Origin of the sequence: Stenotrophomonas ginsengisoli (assembly GCF_001431485.1) — a bacterium.
Classification (GTDB): Bacteria; Pseudomonadota; Gammaproteobacteria; order Xanthomonadales; family Xanthomonadaceae; genus Stenotrophomonas; species Stenotrophomonas ginsengisoli.
The window spans coordinates 59,029-81,661 of the sequence record NZ_LDJM01000003.1; the positions used below are offsets into that span (position 1 = coordinate 59,029).

The 22,633-nt window shown below is 65.9% G+C and carries 20 protein-coding genes and 1 pseudogene; 8 read left to right on the plus strand and 13 right to left on the minus strand.

Annotation, left to right across the window (positions count from 1 at the left end):
* Nucleotides 1-11: 11 nt before the first annotated feature.
* Nucleotides 12-668 (minus strand): maleylacetoacetate isomerase, encoded by a 657-nt coding sequence (gene maiA, locus ABB30_RS00765; RefSeq protein WP_057636329.1) that lies wholly within the window; start codon nucleotides 666-668, stop codon nucleotides 12-14.
* Nucleotides 665-1,654 carry a fumarylacetoacetate hydrolase family protein gene (locus ABB30_RS00770; protein ID WP_057636330.1) on the minus strand — a complete coding sequence of 330 codons (990 nt, stop codon included), beginning with the start codon at nucleotides 1,652-1,654 and terminating at the stop codon, nucleotides 665-667. Before ABB30_RS00770 ends, maiA begins: the two co-directional genes overlap by 4 nt.
* Before the next feature lie 353 nt (nucleotides 1,655-2,007).
* On the opposite strand from ABB30_RS00770, the gene ABB30_RS00775 reads away from it, so the two are divergent.
* Nucleotides 2,008-3,465: a DEAD/DEAH box helicase gene (locus tag ABB30_RS00775; protein WP_057636331.1), complete on the plus strand. Its 1,458-nt coding sequence runs from the start codon at nucleotides 2,008-2,010 to the stop codon at nucleotides 3,463-3,465.
* Between the two features lie 91 nt (nucleotides 3,466-3,556).
* On the opposite strand, the gene ABB30_RS16700 is transcribed toward ABB30_RS00775, so the two are convergent.
* From ABB30_RS16700 to ABB30_RS00805, 6 genes are all read right to left on the minus strand, one after another.
* A complete protein-coding gene (locus ABB30_RS16700) occupies nucleotides 3,557-3,955 on the minus strand; it encodes an XVIPCD domain-containing protein (RefSeq protein WP_057636332.1) in 399 nt (132 codons plus the stop codon).
* Entirely contained in the window at nucleotides 3,847-4,881 is a 1,035-nt protein-coding gene (locus ABB30_RS00785) for a hypothetical protein (RefSeq protein WP_245626384.1), read from the minus strand. The genes ABB30_RS16700 and ABB30_RS00785 overlap by 109 nt, the downstream gene beginning before the upstream one ends.
* A 12-nt stretch (nucleotides 4,882-4,893) precedes the next feature.
* Entirely contained in the window at nucleotides 4,894-5,733 is an 840-nt protein-coding gene (locus ABB30_RS00790; RefSeq protein ID WP_152980476.1) for a hypothetical protein, read from the minus strand.
* 205 nt (nucleotides 5,734-5,938) lie between these two features.
* Nucleotides 5,939-6,808 (minus strand): hypothetical protein, encoded by an 870-nt coding sequence (locus ABB30_RS00795; RefSeq protein WP_057636334.1) that lies wholly within the window; start codon nucleotides 6,806-6,808, stop codon nucleotides 5,939-5,941.
* A gap of 150 nt (nucleotides 6,809-6,958) precedes the next feature.
* Complete coding sequence (locus ABB30_RS00800; protein ID WP_057636335.1) at nucleotides 6,959-9,589, minus strand: M14 family zinc carboxypeptidase; 2,631 nt, start codon at nucleotides 9,587-9,589, stop codon at nucleotides 6,959-6,961.
* A gap of 56 nt (nucleotides 9,590-9,645) precedes the next feature.
* On the minus strand, nucleotides 9,646-12,303 hold the full coding sequence (locus ABB30_RS00805) for a TonB-dependent receptor plug domain-containing protein (RefSeq protein ID WP_057636336.1): 2,658 nt from the start codon (nucleotides 12,301-12,303) through the stop codon (nucleotides 9,646-9,648).
* A gap of 177 nt (nucleotides 12,304-12,480) precedes the next feature.
* On the opposite strand from ABB30_RS00805, the gene queD reads away from it, so the two are divergent.
* The 3 genes from queD to ABB30_RS00820 all read left to right on the plus strand — a co-directional run bounded on the left by queD (nucleotide 12,481) and on the right by ABB30_RS00820 (nucleotide 13,790).
* Nucleotides 12,481-12,843 (plus strand): 6-carboxytetrahydropterin synthase QueD, encoded by a 363-nt coding sequence (queD, locus tag ABB30_RS00810; protein ID WP_057636357.1) that lies wholly within the window; start codon nucleotides 12,481-12,483, stop codon nucleotides 12,841-12,843.
* A 72-nt stretch (nucleotides 12,844-12,915) separates the two neighbouring features.
* Nucleotides 12,916-13,269, plus strand: coding sequence for a phasin family protein (locus ABB30_RS00815; protein ID WP_057636337.1), 354 nt, complete (start codon nucleotides 12,916-12,918; stop codon nucleotides 13,267-13,269).
* A gap of 38 nt (nucleotides 13,270-13,307) precedes the next feature.
* Nucleotides 13,308-13,790 (plus strand): GAF domain-containing protein, encoded by a 483-nt coding sequence (locus ABB30_RS00820; RefSeq protein ID WP_057636338.1) that lies wholly within the window; start codon nucleotides 13,308-13,310, stop codon nucleotides 13,788-13,790.
* A 90-nt stretch (nucleotides 13,791-13,880) separates the two neighbouring features.
* On the opposite strand, the gene ABB30_RS00825 is transcribed toward ABB30_RS00820, so the two are convergent.
* From ABB30_RS00825 to dinB, 3 genes are all read right to left on the minus strand, one after another.
* On the minus strand, nucleotides 13,881-14,480 hold the full coding sequence (locus ABB30_RS00825) for a histidine phosphatase family protein (RefSeq protein ID WP_161808802.1): 600 nt from the start codon (nucleotides 14,478-14,480) through the stop codon (nucleotides 13,881-13,883).
* A 132-nt stretch (nucleotides 14,481-14,612) separates the two neighbouring features.
* The gene (gene gph, locus ABB30_RS00830) at nucleotides 14,613-15,284 is read right to left on the minus strand and encodes a phosphoglycolate phosphatase (RefSeq protein ID WP_057636340.1); all 672 of its coding nucleotides are present in this window, start codon (nucleotides 15,282-15,284) and stop codon (nucleotides 14,613-14,615) included.
* Between the two features lie 23 nt (nucleotides 15,285-15,307).
* On the minus strand, nucleotides 15,308-16,411 hold the full coding sequence (gene dinB, locus ABB30_RS00835; RefSeq protein WP_275452389.1) for a DNA polymerase IV: 1,104 nt from the start codon (nucleotides 16,409-16,411) through the stop codon (nucleotides 15,308-15,310).
* 210 nt (nucleotides 16,412-16,621) lie between these two features.
* Here dinB and fabA point away from each other — a divergent pair, with 210 nt between their 5' ends.
* A complete protein-coding gene (fabA, locus tag ABB30_RS00840) occupies nucleotides 16,622-17,137 on the plus strand; it encodes a 3-hydroxyacyl-[acyl-carrier-protein] dehydratase FabA (RefSeq protein ID WP_057636342.1) in 516 nt (171 codons plus the stop codon).
* The gene (fabB, locus tag ABB30_RS00845; protein ID WP_057636343.1) at nucleotides 17,137-18,348 is read left to right on the plus strand and encodes a beta-ketoacyl-ACP synthase I; all 1,212 of its coding nucleotides are present in this window, start codon (nucleotides 17,137-17,139) and stop codon (nucleotides 18,346-18,348) included. The genes fabA and fabB overlap by 1 nt, the downstream gene beginning before the upstream one ends.
* A 60-nt stretch (nucleotides 18,349-18,408) precedes the next feature.
* On the opposite strand, the gene ABB30_RS00850 is transcribed toward fabB, so the two are convergent.
* The gene (locus ABB30_RS00850; RefSeq protein ID WP_057636344.1) at nucleotides 18,409-18,756 is read right to left on the minus strand and encodes an SH3 domain-containing protein; all 348 of its coding nucleotides are present in this window, start codon (nucleotides 18,754-18,756) and stop codon (nucleotides 18,409-18,411) included.
* Nucleotides 18,757-19,623: 867 nt separating this feature from the next.
* Here ABB30_RS00850 and ABB30_RS00855 point away from each other — a divergent pair.
* Both ABB30_RS00855 and ABB30_RS00860 read left to right on the plus strand, forming a co-directional pair.
* Nucleotides 19,624-20,526, plus strand: a complete 903-nt coding sequence (locus tag ABB30_RS00855; RefSeq protein WP_245626387.1) for a lysozyme inhibitor LprI family protein — start codon at nucleotides 19,624-19,626, stop codon at nucleotides 20,524-20,526.
* 44 nt (nucleotides 20,527-20,570) lie between these two features.
* Nucleotides 20,571-22,208, plus strand: a complete 1,638-nt coding sequence (locus tag ABB30_RS00860) for a peptidoglycan-binding domain-containing protein (RefSeq protein WP_057636346.1) — start codon at nucleotides 20,571-20,573, stop codon at nucleotides 22,206-22,208.
* A gap of 31 nt (nucleotides 22,209-22,239) precedes the next feature.
* Here the strand turns inward: ABB30_RS00860 and ABB30_RS15525 are convergent.
* Nucleotides 22,240-22,633, minus strand: a pseudogene (locus ABB30_RS15525) (integrase core domain-containing protein); the annotation flags it as partial.

Here is a 22,633-nt window from a genome sequence, read left to right on the forward strand (position 1 = left end):
CACGGCAAGGCTCAGACCGCGTCGGGCTGGGCCTCGGGCGCGGCAGCAGCGAAGGCCGGCAGGGCCTGACAGGCCTGCTCCACCGCCAGCAGCTGCGGGTAGGCGCCCAGGTCCAGGTTGAAGCGCCGGGCGTTGTACAGCTGCGGGATCAGGCAGCAATCGGCCATGCCGGGCGTGTCGCCGTGGCAGAAGCGCCCCGGGCGGACCGCCAACAGCGCTTCCATCGCGGCAAAGCCCTCGGCCATCCAGTGCCGGGTCCATGCCAGGCGGGCGTCCTCGTCGGCCGCCAGCTCGCGACCCAGGTACTGCATCACCCGCAGGTTGCCCAGCGGATGCACATCGCAGGCGATCAGCTGGGCCAGTGCACGCACCCGCCCGCGGCCGGCCGCATCGGCCGGCAGCAGGGCCGGGGTGTGCGGGAAGGCCTCGTCCAGATATTCCAGGATCGCCAGCGACTGGGTCAGCACCACCCCGTCGTGTTCCAGCACCGGCACCAGCTGCTGCGGGTTGCGCGCCGCATGCGCGGCGCTGTGCTGCTCACCGCCATCGCGCACCAGGTGCACGGGGCGGTCCTGCCAGGCCAGGCCCTTCAAGCCCAGGCCGATGCGCACACGGTAGGCCGCACTGGAGCGCCAGTAGCCGTACAGCACCAGCGCAGGCGTGCTCATGCCTGCGGCACCTGGGTGATGCGCTGCACGATCGCACCGAACAGGCTGTGGCCGTCGGCATCGAGCATTTCGATGCGCACCACATCGCCAAAATCCATGAACGGCGTGCTCGGCTTGCCGTCGCGCAGGGTTTCCACCACGCGCTGCTCGGCAAAGCAGGAAGCGCCCTTGCTGGTGTCTTCATTGGCGATGGTGCCCGAACCAACAATGGTGCCGGCGGTCAGCGGCCGGGTCTTGGCGGCATGGGCCACCAGCTGGGCGAAGTTGAACTGCATGTCCACCCCGGCTTCCGGCGCGCCGAACCATTCACCGTTGATGTGGGTGAGCAGGGGCAGGTGCAGCTTGCTGTCACGCCAGGCAGCGCCCAGCTCGTCGGGGGTCACGAACACCGGGCTCAGGGCCGAACGCGGCTTGGACTGCAAAAAGCCGAAGCCCTTGGCCAGCTCGCCCGGAATCAGGTTGCGCAGGGAGACATCGTTGACCAGGCCGACCAGCTGGATATGGCCAGCGGCCTGTTCCGGGCTGGCGGCCATCGGCACGTCATCGGTGATGACCACGATTTCCGCTTCCAGGTCGATGCCGTACGCATTGCTGGGCACCTGTACCGGGTCGCGCGGGCCGTAGAAGCCGGCACTGGTGGCCTGGTACATCAGCGGGTCGCTGTAGAAGCTTTCCGGCACTTCGGCGCCACGGGCGCGGCGCACGCGCTCCACATGCGGCAGGTAGGCCGAGCCATCGACAAACTCATAGGCGCGCGGCAGCGGCGCGGCCAGGGCGGCCATGTCCAGGTCAAAAGCGCCGTCGGCGTCGCCGGCCTGCAGGCGGGCGTACAGCGCCTGCAGCTGCGGGGCAGCCTGCGCCCAGTTGTCCAGTGCCTGCTGCAGGGTCGCGGCAATGCTGCCGGCCGATACCGCGCGGGACAGGTCACGGCTGACCACAATCAGGCTGCCATCGCGCCCACCCTGCTTCAACGAACCCAGTTTCATTGCCCCTCCGGCACTGCTGATCAATAGGTTTCAAGTGTAACCACATGAACGGCAAAGCGCGCCGTGCACCGCAGCAGCAACCTGAACAGGCAGCGATACGCTACAATCGCCCCGTTTGCAACGGCCGTCCGTTTCCCTGCCGGGACCCGCCGGCGCCGTGGAGGCACTCCTCCAGCGCCCGCCCCCACTCCGACGCCGTTCGTCGTGCAAGCCAGTCGTGCGCATCCGCCCACCGCTGACTTTCGACCTCTCGCAGCGCGGTTCACGGGAACGCTTTCGAGACAACGCGGCCGCCAATGCGGCCCACGCCACGCCGACCGGCGCTGGCGTCACTGATCTTGCCTGGAATCATCATGTCCTTTGAATCACTGGGCCTTGCGCCCTTCCTGCTGCGTGCGCTTGAAGAGCAGGGCTACGAAAACCCCACCCCGATCCAGGAGCAGGCCATCCCGCTGGCTCTGGAAGGCAATGACCTGCTGGCCGGCGCCCAGACCGGCACCGGCAAGACGGCGGCCTTCGGCCTGCCGCTGCTGCAGCACCTGGGCACCAACCCGCAGGAAGTGCGCAGCGGCCCGCGCCGCCCGCGCGCCCTGATCCTGACCCCGACCCGCGAGCTGGCCACCCAGGTGCATGACAGCCTGCGCGGCTACTCCAAGTACCTGCGCATCCCCAGCGCGGTGATCTACGGCGGCGTGGGCATGGGCAACCAGATCGATGCCCTGCGCCGTGGCGTGGACCTGCTGGTGGCCTGCCCGGGCCGCCTGATCGACCACCTGGAGCGTCGTTCGATCGACCTGTCCGGGATCGAGATCCTGGTCCTGGACGAAGCCGACCGCATGCTGGACATGGGCTTTTTGCCGTCCATCAACCGCATCCTGGCCAAGCTGCCGCGCCAGAACCGCCAGACCCTGCTGTTCTCGGCCACCTTCGCCGAGCCGATCAAGGAACTGGCGCTGGAGTTCATGCGCCATCCCAAGCAGATCCAGGTGACCCCGCAGAACACCGTGGCCGAGACCATCGCCCACCGCGTGCACCCGGTGGATACCGCGCGCAAGCGTGACCTGCTGCTGCACCTGCTGGCCGAAGACTCGCGCGTGCAGACCCTGGTGTTTGCCAAGACCAAGCACGGCAGCGACAAGCTGGCCCTGTTCCTGGAAAAGAGCGGCATCAAGACCGCGGCGATCCACGGCAACAAGAGCCAGGGCCAGCGCCTGCGCGCCCTGGCCGACTTCAAGGCCGGCCGCGTCACCGTGCTGGTGGCCACCGACATTGCCGCCCGCGGCATCGACATCAACGAGCTGCCCAAGGTCATCAACTACGACCTGCCGATGGTGGCCGAGGATTACGTGCACCGCATCGGCCGTACCGGCCGCAACGGCGCCAGCGGCGAGGCGATCTCGCTGGTGGCCCAAGAAGATGCCAAGTACCTGCGCCAGATCGTGCGCCTGCTGGACAAGGACATGGACATCCGTGATGTCCCGGGCTTTGTGCCGCAGACCCCGATCCGCTGGGGCAACAGCGCCCCGGGCAAGGCCGAGCAGCCGGGCGGCCAGCGTCCGCCGCGTCGCGGCAACGGCGGCAATGGTCCGCGTCCGGCCGGTGCCGGCCGTGGCCGCAGCGATGGCGGCCGTCGTGCCGGCGCGGGTGCCGGCGAAGGCCAGGGCCAGCGTCGTGGTGGCGGCAACGGTGCCAATGCTGGCGCCCCACGCGGCGAACGCCGTGATGGTGCCCCGCGTGGTGATGGCCAGCGCACCGGCGCCCCGCGCCGTCGCAGCGGCGGTGGCAACCGCGGCCCGCGCGTCAGCGGCTGATCGCCTGCGCTGCACGCAGCGCTGACAGTGGAACAAGACAAAGGCCGGGCAATGCCCGGCCTTTGTTGTTGGCCGCCATGGCAAGGCAGACTCAGCCCAGCGCCATACCGCGCCCTGCAGGTTCTGCCTGGGCCACTTGCGCCACCATTTCTGCGGCCAACCCCTGCTCACGCTGATGTTCCAGCACCTGCAATTGCTGCACAGACTGCGCAAACGGGGTTTGTACGGCCAACGCCGTATCCATCCCGGCACGATGATGGGCGGGGTTGTCCGCATCGCCCTGCACCACAAATACCCGGCTGCCCGCCGGGGCGCTGTCGGTGGCCACGCTGAGCAACACCTGATCCACCCGCTGCAGGCCTTGCGATGCAGCCAGCAACGTCAGACTGCCAGCCATGCACTGGCTGTGCGTATCCCAGGGCTTTCCGGCCATGGCATCGAGCCTTTCAACCCCGGCCACGCATTGCCGGTACAGCGGCTGATGCAACATCCCGGGGGCAACCCGGCAGTCTGCAACTCGGCTTCATGACTGCCCGCCTGCGGCTGCACAGGCTCGGCATCGGCAACCAGCCACGGGCTGGCCATGATCGGCCGATGCTGGTTCGGGTCATCCGGGTGGAACTGCTCACGCAGTTGCTGCCGATCCATTCGCAACTGGCGCAGGTCATTGAGTGTTTCCAGCGTTTCCGGGCTGGTGACCGGGGAGGAAAAGTGCAGTTGCCGCTGCGCATCTTGCACTTGCATCCAACCTCCCGATTTTTCATCGAAGCGGTAATACCGCCCGTCCAGCGCAATACGATGCGGGTCGGTATTGGATTGCGCCCCCAATGCAACGTTGCGGGCCTTGCCCATGGCTTCCAGATAGGCATTTGCATCAAGCTGGTCATCGTTGTACTGGTGTGACACCGCAAGCGTTGTTGCGGCCAGCCGCGTCACTCCCTTAAAGCTGTTGTCACGCAGCATCGCCCAGACCTTCTCGGCCTCCTCATCGCCACCGTGCCGTCGCGCCGCTTCCAGCAGCTGGCGTGGGGTCCAGCCATCCGGGTTGATGCCGTACTGCCGGAATATCGGGTCATGGGAATCCTGTACGTCCTTGGCTGGCAGGTTCAGCGCCAGGTCGGGCCTGCCAGCTTCGAAATGCTTGAAACGCAGCGCAAAGTCCGCCCGCATCAGGTCAACCCCGAAACCGTGCCAGCCACGCTCGCCCAAGGCCACGCCGTCGGCACGGGCCTGGTTGTCGGCAAAGACGTTGGCCGTTGCCCCCGGCGCATTGTCGTTGCGCACCACCCCAAGAGCCAGCAGTGGATAGCCATCGTTGCCGGCCTTGTGTGACAGGTAGTTGAAGTACAGCTCGCGATTACCGCTTACAGCATAAAACCGCAGGATTTCGATGTCCTTGGCGTTCAATCCTTCCATGGTGCTTCCTGTTTATTGGTGTGGTGATACCAGGTGGTCAAAGAACAGCGCGCGCGCCTTGTCCTCGATCTGCTGCCAATCCTTCAGGCCGAGCCGTACGTAGGTGATGCGCACCAGCGTGCTGTGCTCGGGCAGCATGAATTGATGCGTGCATTCGGAATACGGCTCCTGCATATGCCGGTACATCAACCCATCTCGAAACACCACCCCAGTGCCGCCGACCTCGCGTGAGGTGCAGCGGATCAGCCGGTCCACCTCACCGGCCGCATCGCGGGTAATGAACCAGTCCTGGTGCCAATCCGCCTCCATCACCGGCGCACTCGCTCGTGTCCCCCTGCTGGCGTGATATTCGCGGATACGTGGCAGGTCGGCGTAGTAAGGCAGCAAGCCGTATACCGGCTCGCCGACGATGCGCCCTGCCAGCGACTCTGATGGATTGTCGACCTCAAAATCCAGAGGCGTGTAAGCATTGCGCATGGCCTGGCGCAGCTCGATCCTGTCGATGTAATCATAAGCAAAGCGGACCGTCCGCATGGACACATCCAACTTGAGGTTCATCCGCTCGCCCGGCGCAAACGGTTGCAGGCCCGGATACTGCAGCACCAGTGCGAAACGCCCATCAAACTCGGTACCCATCTGGCTGTAAAACAGGTGCTGCGGCATTTCCAGCAGGTAGGGCCCGACGCAGGCCTGCTTGAGCGGCGGCGGGTTCTGGAAAGGGTCCTGCGGGCCGATACTGCGCTGCCGGGTGCAACCCTGCTCATTGGTCTGGGTAGTCGGCACCGACGTCTGTGCCTGCGCCTTGCGCTCGCCACAGGCCAGCAACGGCAGCAACAGCGCCGCGCCGGCCATGGCCCACAACCGCATCCCTTGCTTCATCGCCCATCACCCGGTTTCCTGACCGGCGTCCATCCTCGGCCACGACCATGGACCCAGGCAAGTGGCGCCATCACACAACGGGAAAACGACAGCTTGTGGAGCCCAGACCTGCACCGCCCTGTGACCAATCCACACCGTGCCGCCTTGGCTGCAGTCGATCAGCCAAGCCCTAAGCCGCTTACAGCGAGCGTTGCTCTGGTAGCACCAAGTGGTCAAAGAACAGGGCGCGCGCCTTGGCCTCGATCTGCTGCCAATCCTTCAGGCCAAGCCGTACGTAGGTAATGCGCACCAGCGTGCTGTGGTCAGGCAGCATGAATTGATGCTCGCATTCGGAATAGGACTCCTGCATGTTTCGGTACATCAGCCCATCACGGAACACCACCCCGGTGCCGCCGACCTCACGCGAGGTGCAGCGGATCAACCGGTCCACCTCGCCGGCCGCATCGCGGGTAATGAACCAGTCCTGGTGCCAGTCCGCCTTCATCACCGGAGCATCGGCCCGTATGCCTTGGCTAGCGTTGTAGGCACGGATACGCGGCAGGTCGGCGTAGTAAGGCAGCAGGCCGTATACCGGCTCGCCAGCAATACGCCCCTCCAGCGTCCTTGACGGATCTGCCGGGTCGCCCCAGATCGGGATATAGGAATTGCGCATGGCCTGGCGCAGCTCGATGCGGTCGATATACCAGTAAGCAAAGGCCACCGTGCGCATGGACACGTCCAGCTTGAGGTTCATCCGCTCGCCCGGCGCAAACGGCTGCAGGCCCGGATACTGCAGCACCAAGCCGAAACTACCATCGAATTCGGCGCCCATCTGGCTGTAGAACAGGTGCTGCGGCATTTCCAGAAGATAAGGCCCGACGCAGGCCTGCTTGAGCGGTGGTGGGTTCTGGAAAGGGTCCTGCGGGCCGATACTGCGCTGCCGGGTGCAACCCTGCTCATTGGTCTGGGTGGTCGGCACCGACGCCTGTGCCTTGCGCTCGCCACAGGCCAGCAACGGCAGCAACAGCACAGCGCCGGCCATGACCCACAACCGCATCCCTTGCTTCATCGCCCATCACCCGGTTTTCTACCCAGCGCACATCCTCGGCCACGGCCTTTGACCTGAGCAAGTGACCGCATCACTAAAACAGACAAAGGCCGGGCAATGCCCGGCCTTTGTTGTTGCTGATCGCGGCCAGAGCCGCTCCCACACCGGGCCTTATTCGCCGCGCTGGCGCATCGGGTTGAGGTGGTTGCCGAACAGGGTGGCATTGAGCAGCAGGCGCTCGGTGCCGTACCAGTACTTGCGGTGTACCGGGTCATCGGCGAACAGCACCACGTTACCCTGCCCCGACGGCACCACCTGGGCAAAACTGGACCCGGCCACCCGGCGCAGGTTGTCGGCCGACAGATAGCCATTGACGCGGGGCTTGTCGTCGATGCGCACCACGTTGAGGTAGGCATTGGGGCTGGCCTCGAGCACCAGGCCGCTTTCCTTGTTCACGTGGATGGCGCGATGCTGCAGGCCGAAGGCCAGCGGGTGGCTCAGGTCAATGTCGGCGCTGAGGATGTTGCCGCTGACCCGGCGCAGGGCAAACACGTCCCGCTGGGTGCCGAAGTCCAGGCGTTCACTGGCCGCCTCGTCACCCGGTTTGATCTTGGCCGTGGCAATGCCCTGCTCCACTGCCCAGCGCGCGCCACTGCCCCAGGCCACCAGTGAACCACCGCCGGCCACCCAGGCCTTCAGCGCGCTCACCGCGGCCGGGCTGATGGCGGCGTAATTGCCGCCGGACAGCACGATGGAGGTATAGCGCGCTAGGTCAACGCGGCCCAGCTGGGCCGGTTCCAGCTTGCTGCTGGGCAGTCCCAGGTGCGTATCGAAGGCAAACCAGGCCGAACCGATTTCCGACGCACTCACGCCCTCGCCCATCACCAGGGCAATGCGCGGGGCACGCAGCGCGCGCATGTTGTCACTGCCCAGGTCCACGCCGCTGTTGCTGCGGCCACTGGCCAGAGCCTGCACCGTCACCCCGTGCTGCTGGCCCAGCTGCTGCAGGCGGGCATGCAATGCGGCCGCATCCAGCACCTGCCCGGCCACCGGCACCACCACCGCACCGTGGCCGAAGTCCTGTGCCTGCCCGGCCGCCGTGGCCTGGAACGGCGCAAACGAGGCACGCAGACGGATACCGGCCGCATGCAGGGCACCGACCACGTTGTAGGCACCAAAATCACGCAGGTCCAGCACGTAGGCATACGCGAACGCCCCGCCCACCACACCACCACTGCTGGCCGGCAACGCGGTGACACGGGCACCGGCCGACAGGGCCGAGCGGCTGGCGGCGTAGTTCAGGCCATAGGCCGGGGCCACCGCATAGGAAGTGCCGTTGTAGAACACATCGCCTTCCACCGGCGGGGTGAACTCGAAGATCGAATGGGCCAGGCGGAACTGCGGCTGGCGCACCGGCACCACCCAGGCGCTGCCGGGGACAAAGCGCTTGCCGTCGATGCTGACCTCGCGGGCCAGCTCGCGCACTTCGATGCGATGGTGCAGCAGGCGGGCCAGCAGCTCGCGGCTCAGGGTCGGATCATGGGCATCGCCAAACACCCAGTCCTTGGCCCCGTGGCTGGCGGCCTGTTTCAGGGCGCTGCGGTAGAACTCCTTTTGCAGGTCGAACAGGCGCGCCTTGTCCTCCACCGCACCACGCACACTGGCCAGGCCAATGGCCACCTGGTTGCGCACGGTGAAGTCGAAATGCAGGTCACCATTGACCGACTCCTGCACCAGCCCGCGCGAGGAGGCCTGCTCCACCGTCACCCCGACCGCGCCATGGAAATCGGGGTAGGTCGAGCCGAAGATCGGCGAGAAGTTGTCGAAGTTCTCGCCGGTGTAATACAGCGAGCCCAGCCCATCCAGGGCCTGGGCGTGGAAACGCGCCAGCCAGTGGTTGGCCTGGTAGCTGGACTTGGGCAGCAGCGGGCTTTCCATGCTCGCCGGCGAGGGCTCGAAGTAATAGGTCGAGTCCTTGCCCATCTCGTGGAAGTCGATCTGGATGTTGGGATACCAGCGGTGGAAGTGTTCGATCTTCGGCCAGCTGTCGGCCTGGCCCAGGGCCAGCCAGTCGCGGTTGAGATCGGTCAGGTAATGGTTGAAGCGCCCGCCCGGGAACGGCTCCACATGTTCGCGGTCGGCCGGATCGGCCGAGGCCGGGTTCGACCCCCAGGCGTTGTGCCAGTTGGCCGCGCGGTCGCGCCCGTCCGGGTTCTGTGCCGGGTCGATCACCACCACCGCCTGCTGCAGCCAGCGCACGGTTTCAGGGTCCTGGCTGGCGGCCAGGTAATACGCGGTCAGCAACGCGGCCTCGCCACTGGAGGTTTCATTGCCGTGCACGCTGTAGGCCAGCCAGGCCACGGCCGGCGCATCGGCGCCCGGCAGGCCGGCCGCCGGGTCCACCAGCTGCTGGCGCTGGGCGGCAATCTCGGGCAACCGCGCCAGGTTGCGTGGCGAGGAGATGGTCAGCAGCAGCAGTGCACGGCCTTCGTAGCTCTGGCCGATCTGTTCCACCTGCACCCGGTCTGACACCCGGGCCAGCTCCTGCAGGTAGGCCACCAGACGGTCATGGCGGGTGTAGCGGCTGCCGATGGCATGGCCGAGGAACTGCTGCGGGGTGGGAATGGCCGGGTCGAACTGGCCGGCGCCCGGGAAGTAGTAGCTGATCGGGTCAGCCTGGCTGGGGCGCAGGTCCTGGGCGAAGGACGGGGTGGCCAACAGGGCCAGGGCCAACACGGCCGGGGTGGCCGCGCGGGCCAGACGGTTGCACAAACTCACAAATATTCCCCTGGAATCTTGCATGGCGGCGCGGCCACGCAGGCAAAAGCCCCGGCGCTGGTGCGCCGGGGCCGGCTGGATCAGAAGCGGTAATCGAAACCGACGGTGATGTAGCGGCCGCGCAGGTCGTACTGGCCGAAGTCATACGGGGCGCGGATGCCCGGGTAGGACGCATCGAACGGCGGGGTGCGGTCACCGATGTTCTGCACCTTGGCGTACAGGTTGAGGTTCTCAAACCCGGTGTAGCCCAGGTACAGGTCCAGCTGGCTGTAGCTGGCCACGTCCTTCTGCAGGGCGGTGGCCGCGGTGCTGGCGCGCTGCTCGTAGCCGGCGGTGTAGTACCAGGTCAGGGCAGTGCGCCAGTTGCCGTAGGACCAGTCGGCGGTGGTGGTGGCCTTGGTGTCGGGCAGGGTCGAACCTCGGTTGGAGCCGGCGTAATCCACCAACGGGCCACCGATCACCTGCGGGCGCTTGTACTCGATCACATGGCTCAGCGCGGTGCTGATGCCGAAGCTGCCGTAGGCGGCGGTTTCCCAGCGCTGGCGGGCTTCGATGTCGATACCCGAAGTCTGCAGCTCGCTCAGGTTCTGGTAGCGGTTGTAGACGGCCTGCAGCTTGCCGTTGGCATCACGCAGCACGTTGGCCGGGTTGTTCTCGGCAATCAGGGTGGTGGTGTTGCCCGAGCCGATCACGTTGTCCACTTCGATGCGGTAGTAATCCACGCTCAGCGAACCGCCCTGCCACGGCGAGAACACCGCACCGGCATTGAAGGTCTGGGTCTTTTCCGGCTCCAGCTCGGTATTGCCGATGGTGAAGAAGGTCGGGCTGACGCGCAGGCCCGGCTGGTCCGGGTCATACGGGTCGATCACCCCGGAGGTGGTGTAGGAGATCATCGTGGAGGCGGCGTTTTCCGACAGGCTCGGGGCGCGGAAGCCCTTGGAGGCAGCCGCACGCAGCACCACCCAGTCGGCCGGCTGCCAACGGATGCCGACCTTGGGCGAGAAGGCATTGCCGAAGTCATCGTAATGGTCGAAACGGGCAGCGGCATCCACTTCCAGGCCCGGCGCCAGCGGCAGCACGATTTCGGCATAGGCGGCATGCACGTCGCGCACGCCGTGGGCCTCGGCGATGGCCGGGCGGATCTGCAGGCCGGCGTCGATCTGCCACGGGTTGTAGGAATCCAGGTTCTCGCGGCGGAACTCGTAGCCGGTGGCAAAGCCGACGCTGCCGTGCGGCAGTTCGCCGAGGATGCGGGTGGCCTTGGCATCGATGCCGAGCAGGCGCGATTCGGCCGGGCGAACGGTGGACAGGGCGATCGAATCGATCACCGACTGCGGCGTGGCCGACGGGTTGTGCAGGTTGTAGCTGCCGCTGGCCAGGGCGTCATACAGGCCCCAGCGGTTGGCAAAGCCACCAGCCACGGTCTCACGCTCGGAGCTGGCGGCGCGGTAGGCGGCCACTTCCCAGTCCCACGCGGCGGTGTTGCCGCGCAGACCGGCCAGGGCACGCCAGGCCTTGGAACGGTTGGTCTTCAGCGACTGGCCAAGGTTGAAGAAGGTGTACTCCAGCGACACGTCCTGGCCGTACGGGTTGTACGGGTTGGCCGCCGGCAGGATGGCATTGACCGCTTCGGCCAGGCCGGTGTCGGCGTTGAGGGCAAAACGGCCCGATTCCAGGGTGAAGTACGGGGTGGAGCCGAACCAGGAGGTACCCTCCATGTCGCTGTACAGCAGTTCGCCGAAGGCTTCCACGTTGTCACCCAGGCGCTTGGTGCCGGTGACATAGCCCTGCCAGCGCTTGGTCGAGGGAATCAGGGTGGAGGACTCGTTGAGGTTGAAGGCGCAGGTATCACCGTTGCGGCCGTCAATCGGCTTGCTGGCGGTGAGCACGGTGCCTTCCGGGCAGTTGCCGTTGGCATCCAGCAGCGGCACCGAAACCCCGCCGACCAGGAAACGGGCACCCTTGGCCGACCAGCCGCTGCGGCTGCCGCCGGGCAGGTGGCTGTAATCGCCATCGGCGGTCAGGTCACGATCGGCATGGTCCAGGCGCTCGCGGTTGTAGCCTTCCAGCGAGAACAGCACGTTCCAGCCATCGCTGGCCAGGTCGCCGAAGCCACCGACCACCTTGGCGCTCTGGGTGCCCATGTCACCCTCGCCGGAAACACCGGCGGTGCCACCCACTTCCAAACCCTGGAAATCCTGGCGGGTGATGATGTTGACCACGCCGGCCACCGCATCGGAGCCGTACACGGCGCTGGCGCCGTCCTTGAGCACCTCGATGCGCTCCACCGCCACCAACGGCAGGGCGTTGATGTTGACGAAGGTGTCCGACAGGCCGCCGTTGGGGAAGCCGTAGTTGGCCAGGCGGCGGCCGTTGAGCAGGATCAGGGTGTTCTTGCTGCTCAAGCCACGCAGGCCGATACCGGCCGCGCCGGAGGACCAGCCCGAGTTCTGGGTTTCGTTGGAACCACCACCGGTATTGGCCGAGATCGAGCGCAGCAGCTCGGCAGTGGTCTGCTTGCCGGAGGCGGCAATCTGCTCGCGGTCGATCACCTGCACCGGGTTGGCGGTTTCGGTATCGGTGCGCTTGATGTTCGAACCGGTGACCTGGACCGCGTCCAGGGTACGGCTGGCATCGCCCTGCTCCAGGCTCTCGGTGGTGGCGTGGGCAGCGGCAGGCAGGGCAAGGGCGGCGGCAATGGCGGCCACCAACAACGACGGCTTGGACGACTGGGACATGGGGGGAGAAAACCTGAATCTGTACATGGAGACGGGGTATTGAGCGTTGGTCCGACCGCGTCCGGCCAATTACATCGCTTCATACGGATATAACGAAAGATATATCTCTTCATCGCGATAGACAAGCATTTCATCTGAAACCAATGCCCCACCCAGCGCGCCGCTACAATGCACGGCATGGAAATCTTCAAAGAATTCGTGGCCGAATCGGCCCACCGCCTGCCCCATGTTCCGGCCGGCCACAAGTGCGGCAACCTGCACGGGCACTCCTTCCGCATCCGCATCGCGGTGCGTGGCGAGCCGGACCCGGCGACCGGCTGGATCATGGACTTTGGCGACATCAAGGCCGCTTTCGCGCCGATCTACGCCAAACTTGACCACAACTACCTCAACGACCTGCCCGGCCTGGACAACCCCACCAGCGAAAACCTGGCGATCTGGATCTGGCAGCAGCTCAAGCCGGCCCTGCCCTTGCTGAGCAGCGTGGAGATCTTCGAGACCTGCACTTCCGGCTGCCGCTACACCGGCCCGACGGCCTGATCAGCCCGAGGCACTTGCAGCCGGCCACGGGGGCGCTATGCTGCGACGCAACACAGCGCCAGGACGGTTCCCATGAGCAGTGACGCCAACGATCCCTTGCACGCCTCCACCCAGCAGTTCACCGGCCTGGCAATGCGCGCCAACCGGGTGCTGATGGAAACGGCCGAATCGGCACTGGGCCTGCAGCTGGGCCAGCTGCAGCACAGCGCCAGCGCCACCGGCCAGTTCCTGGATGCACTGAGCAAGGGCCAGGACCCAGCCCAATTGGTGCCGCAGGGCCTGCAGCTGGCCCAGGACAACCTGCAGCGGCTCGGCCAGACCGGCCACAACCTGATGGACCTGGGCCTGCGCTCGGGCCAGCAACTGGCCGAACTGGCCCGCACCGGCCTGGGCGCCACCCCGCCCTCGTCCGGCAAGCCCGGCTGAGCTGCCCAGCGGCTGCCCGCGCGGCTAGACTGGCAGGCATGTTTACCGCCAATTCCCTTACCGGCAGCAAGCCGGAACAGTACGCCCAGCTGCTCGAACAGGCCCGCGGCCTGATGTATGGCGAGGCCGACCGCATCGCCAATGCCGCCAACCTGTCGGCGCTGTTGTTCAATGCCCTGCCCGATCTGAACTGGGCCGGCTTCTACTTCTTCGACGGCACCGAGCTGGTGGTCGGCCCGTTCCAGGGCTTGCCGGCCTGTGTGCGCATTCCGCTGTCCAAGGGCGTGTGCGGGGCGGCGGCCAGCAGTGGCCAGACCCAGCGCGTGGATGACGTGCACGCCTTCCCCGGCCACATCGCCTGCGATGCTGCCTCGCGTTCGGAAATCGTGGTGCCGTTGCTGCGCGATGGCGCCCTGATCGGCGTGCTGGATATCGACAGCCCGCTGCCGTCGCGTTTTGATGCCGACGACCAGGCCGGGATCGAGGCCATCGCCGCCGCTTTCATTGCCAGCCTTGCCTGATCAGCCGCCGCCCTGACGGCGGTCGATCCAACGGCCCGGGTTGTCGACAACGACACCCGGGCCTTGTTCCTTGTAGATGGGGCAACCGGCTCAGGCCGGCACGGCGGCGCACTGACGCAGTTCCACCAGTTCGGCCCACGGCCCCTGCCCGCCACAGCGCACATCCAGACGCAGGCGGCTGCCCTCGCCGATGCGCAGGCCCCACAGGGCCTCGAACGGAATCCCGGCCAGCCGCCACAGCAGCCAGCGGATCGGCCCCGGCTGGGCCACCAGCAAGCTGATGCCTTCCTGCTGGCGGGCGCCATCGAGCAGGCGCTGCAGGGCGATCTCCAGACGCGCATCGCGTGCCTGCCAGGATTCACCGCCCGGCGGAATACCCTCGTGCGGCGGGTCGAAGAAGGCCGCCAGGGCATCGGCGTCGAGCACATCGATGGGCATGCCGTCCCAGTCACCGAAATCCACCTCACGCCAATCGGCATCCACGCTGACCGCCAAACCGGCACCGGCCACCAAGGCCTGGGCACTCTGCGCGCAGGCCAGGCCCGGGGCCGACACCACGCTGCTCCAGCCGATGCCGCAATGGGCACGGCACAACGCATCCAGCGCACCGGGCAGCGGTTCCACCGCCTTGCGACCGTCCAGATAACCCGCACGCCCGGTGGCGGCATGGCACAGCAGATCGATGATCACCGGTTGCCCCGCGGCAGCACGCACGCCAGGCCAGAGATTTCCAACTGCAACATCACAAGTACCGGTGAAGAAAAATAACCCGGGCATTCTATCGCGTCGGCCCGGCCGGCTGAGACCTTGTGCTCGCCGCCGTCAGCCGACGGCAGGCGCCGGCAGCAGCAGGGGCAGCAACTGGCGCAGGTCATCCACCACCGCCAGCGACGGCACCGCCTGCAGATCCAGCTGGCGCGGGTAGCCATAACTCACCAAAGCCACCGGCATCTGCGCGGCCATGGCCGCGGCGTGGTCGGTGGCCGAATCGCCAACCATCAGGCACTGCGCCACCGGCACCCCGAGCCCGGCCGCGCTGGCCAGCAGCGGCGCCGGATGCGGCTTGCGCTGCGGCAGCGAGCCACCACCGATGATGCCCGCAATGAAACCGGCAATGCCCAGGTGCTGCAGCAGCGGCGGCACCAGATCGGCCGGTTTGTTGGTGCAGATGGCCATCGGCAGGCCCGCCTGCTGCAAGGCCTGCAGCGTTTCCAGCACACCGGGATACAGGCGCGGGCTGCGCAGCAGGCAGGCGTGGTAGCCGGCCATGAACAGCGGCATCGCCCGTTGCAGCGGCTCGGCACTGCCGTGGTGGGCCAGTGCGGTGGTCACCAGTGCCCCCACCCCGTCACCGATCCAGCCACGCACCAGGGCCTCACTCACCCGCGGCAGCTGCAGGGCATCAAACAGGCGGTTGACCGCCTCGGCAATATCGGCGGCGCTGTCCACCAGGGTGCCGTCCAGATCAAAGATCACCGCGTCGATGGCCATCATCGCCTCCTGCAAAAACCATCAGTCTAGTCCTGATCACCCGACGCCCCGGGCGGGCCACTGGCAAACAGCTCGCCCTGCACGGCCGCGCCGGCATCGTCGTGGAATCCGGACAAGCCCACCCCGACCAGCCGGTACAGGGTGTCGGCCGGCAGGTTGACCCGCTCGCACAGGGCCAGGGCAATGTCGGTGAGCGCCTGCTGCGAGGCCGGCGCCACTTCCGGGGTGAAGCTGCGGGTGAGGATGCGGAAATCGGCCGTCTTCAACTTCAGCACCACCGTATGCGGCACCCGCTCTGTCCTGCTGCGCGCCGCCCAGGTGCGTGCGGCCTGGGCGATGATCGCCGGGCCCAGCGCCGACAGCGGCAGGTCCTCGCCAAAGGTGTCCTCGCTGGAGATCGACTGCACCGGCGAGAACGCCACCACCGGGCGCTCGTCGATGCCGCGCGCACGTTCGTACAGGCGTGCGCCCCAGCTGCCGAACTCGGCCTGCAGCTGGGCCAACGGCAGCTCACGCAGCTGCCCCACCGTCTCCACCCCCAGGCTGCCCAGGCGCGTCTGCATCACCTTGCCCACGCCGGGAATGCGCGCCACCGGCAGGCCGGTGAGAAAGGCCTCCACCCGCGCCGGGGTGACCACGAACTGGCCGTTGGGCTTGCGCCAGTCCGAGGCGACCTTGGCGATGAACTTGTTCGGCGCGATCCCGGCCGAGGCGGTCAGGCCGGTGATCTGGAATATCTGCTCGCGGATGGTACGGGCAATCTCGGTGGCAATGCCGTCGCAGCTGGGGCTGTGGCTGACATCCAGGTAGGCCTCGTCCAGCGACAGCGGCTCTACCAGCGGCGTGTGCTGCTGGAAGATCGCGCGGATCTGTTGCGACACCGCCTTGTAGCGGGCGAAATCGGGCGGCACGAACACCGCCTGCGGGCACAAACGCTCGGCGCGCAGGGCCGGCATGGCCGAGCGCACGCCATACTTGCGCGCCTCGTAACTGGCCGCGCACACCACCGAACGCGCCCCACGCCAGGCCACCACCACCGGCTGGCCGCGCAATGCCGGGGCATCGCGCTGCTCCACCGAAGCGTAGAAGGCGTCCATGTCCACGTGGATGATCTTGCGCTGCTTGCTCACGGCCGAATCCGGAAATGTCGCCAACATGTTGCCTCAATACGGCAAATGCACACTTGTCCTCACAATTGTCGCCCAACGTTGCGCCGCAAACATCGTGCAAACAGCCGCGAACGGCGGCGAACATACGCCACCGTCCAATTGAAACGATTGATTGAAACGCACACCTGACGCATGCTCGGGGGCTGAACCAACCGTCTGGATTGACCCCCGATGACCCGTTTGCATGCGTTCAATCGCGAACACCTCCTGGCCAGTGCGCGTGGCGAGCTGTTTGGCCCGGAAAAGGGCCGCCTGCCCACCGACCCGATGCTGATGATGGATCGCATCACCGACATCCGCGATGAGGGCGGTGCCTACGGCAAGGGCTACATCCGCGCCGAGCTGGATGTGCGCCCGGACCTGTGGTTCTTCGGCTGCCATTTTATCGGTGATCCGGTCATGCCGGGCTGCCTGGGCCTGGATGCCATGTGGCAGCTGACCGGCTTCTGGCTGACCTGGATCGGCGCCGAAGGCCGTGGCCGCGCCCTGGGCTGCGGCGAGGTCAAGTTCACCGGCCAGGTCCTGCCCAGCGCCAAGCTGGTGCAGTACGAGCTGGAAATCTCCCGCGTGATCAACCGCAAGCTGGTGATGGCCCAGGCCGATGCCCGCATGCTGGTGGACGGCCGCGAGATCTACACCGCCAAGGACCTGAAGGTCGGCCTGTTCACCTCGACGGAGAACTTCTGATGCGTCGCGTCGTCATTACCGGCATGGGCATCACCTCGTGCCTGGGCAACGATCTGGATACCGTATCGGCCAATCTGCGTGAGCAGCGCGCCGGCATCACCCGCCTGGAAGACCACGCCGAGATCGGCATGCGCAGCCAGGTCGGCGGCCGTGTCGATATCGACCTGGACGCGCAGATCGACCGCAAGCTCAAGCGCTTCATGAGCGAGGCCGCGGCCTACGCCTACATCGCCACCCGCGATGCCATTGCCAACGCCGGCCTGACCGAAGAGCAGGTGTCCAACCCGCGTACCGGCCTGATCGCCGGCTCCGGCGGCGGCTCCTCGGCCTGGCAGGTGGAATCGGCCGCGCTGATGCGCGAGCGCGGCGTGCGCAAGGTCGGCCCGTACATGGTGCCGCGCACGATGGGCTCCACCGTGTCGGCCAACCTGGCCACCGCGTTCTCGATCAAGGGCGTGAGCTACTCGCTCTCCGCCGCCTGCGCCACTTCGGCCCACTGCATCGGCGCCGGTGCCGACCTGATCCGCCACGGCGCCCAGGACATCGTGCTGGCCGGCGGCGGTGAGGACCTGCACTGGACCACCAGCTGCCTGTTCGACGCCATGGGCGCACTGTCCACCAGCTACAACGACACCCCGGCCACCGCCTCGCGCCCGTATGACGCCAACCGCGACGGTTTCGTCATCGCCGGTGGCGGCGGCATGCTGGTGCTGGAAGAGTACGAGCACGCCGTGGCCCGTGGCGCCACCATCCATGCCGAGCTGCTCGGTTATGGCGTCACCAGCGATGGTGCCGACATGGTCGCCCCGTCCGGCGAAGGCGCCGTGCGCTGCATGCGCCAGGCCCTGGAACAGGCAGGCAACCCGACCGTGCAGTACCTCAACACCCACGGCACCTCCACCCCGCTGGGTGATGTGACCGAGCTGGGCGCGGTGCGTGAAGTGTTCGGCGACAACGTGCCGGACATCTCCTCGACCAAGGCACTGTCGGGCCATTCGCTGGGCGCCGCTTCCGTGCACGAGGCGATCTTCTGCCTGTTGATGATGCGCGACGGTTTCGTTGCCGGCTCGGCCAACATCGAGACCCTGGACGAGCGCGCTGCCGCCTTCCCGATCCTGCGCGAAAGCCGCGACGCCAAGCTGGACGTGGTCATGTCCAACAGCTTCGGCTTCGGCGGCACCAACGCCACCCTGGTGCTCGGCCGCCTGTAAGGCAGCCACCACCGGCGTTGCATAGAGCCCGGCATTGCCGGGCTTTTTTGTGTTCCGCGTTCACTCCAGGCTGCTGCCCGGCTCCACCGCCACCCGCAGATGCTCTTCGGATTCAGCCAGACGCACCCGCCCGCTCTCGGTTGCCGCACTCAGGTAACGCGCCGAAGCCCAGCCCCGGTGCTCGCCCGCACTGACCCGGCACCAGCTGCGATCGGCCAGGCAAGTGCCCAGCTCCACCTCGGTACCCACCGGTAACACCGCCACCCGCCGTGCCCGCACATCCGGCGCATCACGCACATTCACCCCCGCACTCACCGTCACCGCCGGCGCATCACGCCGCGGCTGGCACAGCAGGACAATGGCAACAATCGCCGCACAGGCGGCAAGGCGGGTAAACAGCCCGGGCATGGCAGTGGCATCACGTGCAAAGACCCTGCAAGCATCCTCCTGCCTGCAAAACTGTCAACTGAATCCCGCCACCGACAAGCAGTGCCTCTGCCGCTGCCGCTGCCTCTGCCGCTGCCGCTGCCTCTGCCTCTGCCTCTGCCTCTGCCGTTGCCGTTGCCGTTGCCGTTGCCGTTGCCGTTGGATCTTGATCTTCCTGCCCGAGCCGTAGAGCGTGCCGAGCATCGCAGCGGATCAAAGGAACAGGCGCGAGGTGTTTGAGCGCAGCGAGTTCTCGCGCCGCTTTGAGCCGCGAGAAGCACAGGGCACCGCTGTGGCCGCAGGCCGCAGCGGCACGCGGCCCGGCGAGAAGCCGTTTGACTCGCACCGTTGGTGCTCGCCCTTCGGGCCGGCTTCGCCGTTAGTCGCTTCGCTCCTTGGGTTCCTTTTGGTGCGTCAGGATCTCTTCAACAGACGGATGTCTGTTCAAAGTGATCCGCACGCAAAGCGTGTGGAAGCCCTTACCTGCCTTAAGCCCAGTAAGCCAACCTGACCCCGTTGATCAGCCACCTGACCACATCAGACTCCCTCTCAACTCCAACCACTCAAGGAAGGCTGTGACCCATATCACTGAAGTTCGGCGAACTGACATGCAACATCGATCATCGGTAAAGAACGTGACCAGCCCAGATCGCCCAAGGAAGGAAAGGTATGTCGAATTTATTACGTATGCACAGATGCTGTGTCGGGTTCGCAACGGCACTGCTGCTTCTGGCCACGTGCCCGGGTATTCCCGCACATGCGGCGCCGCAACAGGTACGCCAGTTGCCGAGCGGCGCCCAGCTGCTGGCCGGCGATGTGCGTCACCTGAGCCCGCAGTATGGGCACTGCATGGCCACGGCCACGGCACTTGACGCCCGCCGGCGCTGTGTCGACGCCGAGCTCAAACTGCATGACCACGCCCTCAACGCAGCCTATGCTGCAGCACGCTCGACGATGTCCAGCGGCGACCGGAAAATCCTGCGCGATCTGCAACGGCAATGGCTGGGCCAGCGTGACAGCCGTTGCCCGCAACCAGGTGATGCCGCGGGCCGGCTGGACGCGCAGCAGTGCCGCACGCACATGACCCTGCTGCGCGCCCGACAACTGCAGGGCAGCGGTGCAGCAGCACTGATTGCCGAAGCCAAAGTGCCCCCGGTGCAAGCGCAGCCGGCCACCTACACCGCCGATGCCGCGCCCGATGACCGGGGCAGGATCATCCTGCAGCCGGGCCTGGGCATGATCTCGCCCCACTTGCAGGTGATTTTCAAGGTGACCGATTGCAGTGATAGCGGCAACGTGAGCACCTGCCAGGTCCAGACCATGGAGGTGACCCGGGGCGCTTACCAGGTGGCCGTTACCAGCGTGCAGCCGCGGCTGACCCGCGCCGGCGACGGTGCGTACGGTACGGACGCCGTGCTGTTGAACGTTACCGACCTCAATGGCGATGGCGTACCGGACCTGCAGGTATGGCAGGACAACAGCGGTGTCTACAACGTGCCCGTCTACGCGTTCTATTTGTTCGATGTCGAAGGCAACCGTTATGTGCGCGCCAACACATTGGAAGCGGCCATTGGTGGACGCGACATTGACCATATCGACAATGGCAGGTTTGTCCTGCGCGCCAAGGTCAGCCCGTGCGAGCGCGAAGACAAGGTAATCCAGCTGCGCGGAACCGAATTACGCGTGTTGCTGGAACGCCGTTACAACACCTGCAACGGCGATCGCCCGACCGAATCGGAGCTGCTGGAATAGCACCCGCATTGCATTGAATCGCCCTGTACAAGGAGTACTGAGAGATGAGTGACGGCTACGGAAAGAGTGGAGTCGGCTTCGGCCTAACCCGTGATCAGTCGGTCGAGATGATCGTGCGGACCTGCATCGACAATGGCATTACCGACCACCGACAGATTGCGTATGTGCTGGCGACCGCAGAGCACGAATCGCACAATTTCACAGCACCCGAGGAAAACTGGGGCAGGAAGCAGGCCGTGGATCTTCGTTACTTTGGTGGCGAAGAATATTACGGCCGTGGTTTTGTCCACCTCACCCACGTCAACAACTACGAGAGGCTGGGCCAGTCGCTGGGTATAGGCCGGGAGCTTGCCGAGCATCCGGAACGCGCGGCGGAAGCGGAAATCGCCACCCGAGTGCTGGTTGTCGGCATGCGCGACGGCATGTTTGGCGTGCGCCTGTCTGACAATATCAATGCCGACCGTGTTGATTACCGGCAGGCGCGTGCCTCGGTCAACGGCGGCGAGCTGAGCAACGGCAGCACGCATCCCGACAGCATCGCTACCCTAGCAACAGGGTGGGAATCGCAAGTGGCAGGCCTTGTCCGACGCGTTCAGCAACCGGATTTCCAGATGCCGATACCGACCAGCCAAGCGGACACTGCTGCAATGGACTTGCAGCGCGGGGACGCGAACCAGCACGTGCTGGAGGCTCAGCAGTACCTGCAGCGGCTGGGCATGCGCAACAATGCCAACTCCGAAATCCGACCTGACGGCGATTTCGGCCAGTCCACAGAGGAGGCCGTGCGCCGTTTCCAGACCGAGCGCGGTATCAGCCCAGCCAATGGCCATATTGACGAGGCGTTGATGCAGCGCTTGCGCTCGGACACGCTCACTCTCGACCCGGAATTCAAGCGCAGAACGGTCACCGATCTGACCGGCCCACTGGCCGATGGCAACCTGCAGCCCGGCGAGCGAGGGGAGCCTGTATTCGAGATGCGTCGTCAGCTTGAGGCACTGGGTTACCTGACAGAGCCCAACCCCCGCCAGGAGCGCGCCGCGCGCAGCTTTGATGCAGAGATGCAGGCCGCGATGCGCGAGTTCCAGCAGGATCAAGGCTTGCCGCTGCGCCCGGGCGGCATCATTGATGAAGATGCGCGACGCCAGCTTAACGATGCTGCCGTGGCGCGGGAACATGCGCCCACCACCGAATTCGACCGTGTCGAGAACTGGCCGCCACAGCGCCCACCCTATACACGTGCCGAATTCCAGCCGGACCAGGTGCAGGCACGGCAGCAGGCCGCAGCCAATCCTGCAGCGCTGGCTCCCGAAGCCATGGAACGAGTACCTGCACAGCAGCGCAGTGCCGTCGAGTCGCTGTCGCCGAACGATGTCGCGCTGTTCGAGCGCATACGCGGCGGCACACCAAGCGCTATTGGCGATGAGCACGTCCTGCAGGCGGTGCTGGAGTCCAAACGCAACGGCATCCAGAATGCCGAGCATGTGGATCGGGTAATGACGGCAGGGGATCGACTGTGGGTTGCCGGCTTGGTTCCCGGCGAACGCGCCAGCGTCGATACCACGCAGCCTGCTCGCACGATCTATGACACGGCTCGCGAGTTGTCCCACGACAATGCGCAGCGCGAGCAACAATCGGCCATCGATACGCGCCAGCACGAAAATCGAGGCCCCTCGCTGGCCTGAGACGATGGACATGACGGCGTAAGCTCCCCCGTCAAGCAGACACTTCAAAAGTAGAACCTTCGACGTACTGGTTGCGGTACTCGACCGGACTCATGCCGCCAAGTGAATCGTGAGGTCGCTCTTCGTTGTAATTGATCATCCACCAGTAGGTGGCTTCTCGTACATCGTCCAGACGGGCGTAGAGATTTCGGTCGAGCACTTCTTCGCGGAAAGTGCGATTGAAACGTTCGATGAAGGCGTTCTGATTGGGTTTGCCTGGCTGGATGTACTGCAGCGCTACCCCATTGGCCCTGAGCCAGCTGGTGAATACTTCCCCCAGAAATTCCGGCCCGTTGTCCGACCGTACAACTTGCGGCAAGCCATGGGTACGCTTTAGCTGCTCAAACACACGCACCAGCCGCTGTGAGTTGAGTGAGGTATCCACT

Bases quoted from the DNA above. Each gene is read 5' to 3' on its own strand.
- ABB30_RS00860 (WP_057636346.1), top strand. From the start codon at position 20,571: ATGAGTGACGGCTACGGAAAGAGTGGAGTCGGCTTCGGCCTAACCCGT.
- maiA (WP_057636329.1), bottom strand. From the start codon at position 668: ATGAGCACGCCTGCGCTGGTGCTGTACGGCTACTGGCGCTCCAGTGCG.
- ABB30_RS00815 (WP_057636337.1), top strand. From the start codon at position 12,916: ATGAGCAGTGACGCCAACGATCCCTTGCACGCCTCCACCCAGCAGTTC.
- ABB30_RS00850 (WP_057636344.1), bottom strand. From the start codon at position 18,756: ATGCCCGGGCTGTTTACCCGCCTTGCCGCCTGTGCGGCGATTGTTGCC.
- gph (WP_057636340.1), bottom strand. From the start codon at position 15,284: ATGATGGCCATCGACGCGGTGATCTTTGATCTGGACGGCACCCTGGTG.
- ABB30_RS00800 (WP_057636335.1), bottom strand. From the start codon at position 9,589: ATGCAAGATTCCAGGGGAATATTTGTGAGTTTGTGCAACCGTCTGGCC.
- ABB30_RS00790 (WP_152980476.1), bottom strand. From the start codon at position 5,733: ATGGCCGGCGCGGCGCTGTTGCTGCCGTTGCTGGCCTGTGGCGAGCGC.
- fabA (WP_057636342.1), top strand. From the start codon at position 16,622: ATGACCCGTTTGCATGCGTTCAATCGCGAACACCTCCTGGCCAGTGCG.
- ABB30_RS00855 (WP_245626387.1), top strand. From the start codon at position 19,624: ATGGCCACGGCCACGGCACTTGACGCCCGCCGGCGCTGTGTCGACGCC.
- ABB30_RS00770 (WP_057636330.1), bottom strand. From the start codon at position 1,654: ATGAAACTGGGTTCGTTGAAGCAGGGTGGGCGCGATGGCAGCCTGATT.
- ABB30_RS00775 (WP_057636331.1), top strand. From the start codon at position 2,008: ATGTCCTTTGAATCACTGGGCCTTGCGCCCTTCCTGCTGCGTGCGCTT.
- ABB30_RS00805 (WP_057636336.1), bottom strand. From the start codon at position 12,303: ATGTCCCAGTCGTCCAAGCCGTCGTTGTTGGTGGCCGCCATTGCCGCC.
- queD (WP_057636357.1), top strand. From the start codon at position 12,481: ATGGAAATCTTCAAAGAATTCGTGGCCGAATCGGCCCACCGCCTGCCC.
- ABB30_RS00785 (WP_245626384.1), bottom strand. From the start codon at position 4,881: ATGGAAGGATTGAACGCCAAGGACATCGAAATCCTGCGGTTTTATGCT.
- ABB30_RS00820 (WP_057636338.1), top strand. From the start codon at position 13,308: ATGTTTACCGCCAATTCCCTTACCGGCAGCAAGCCGGAACAGTACGCC.
- ABB30_RS16700 (WP_057636332.1), bottom strand. From the start codon at position 3,955: ATGTTGCATCAGCCGCTGTACCGGCAATGCGTGGCCGGGGTTGAAAGG.
- ABB30_RS00795 (WP_057636334.1), bottom strand. From the start codon at position 6,808: ATGAAGCAAGGGATGCGGTTGTGGGTCATGGCCGGCGCTGTGCTGTTG.
- fabB (WP_057636343.1), top strand. From the start codon at position 17,137: ATGCGTCGCGTCGTCATTACCGGCATGGGCATCACCTCGTGCCTGGGC.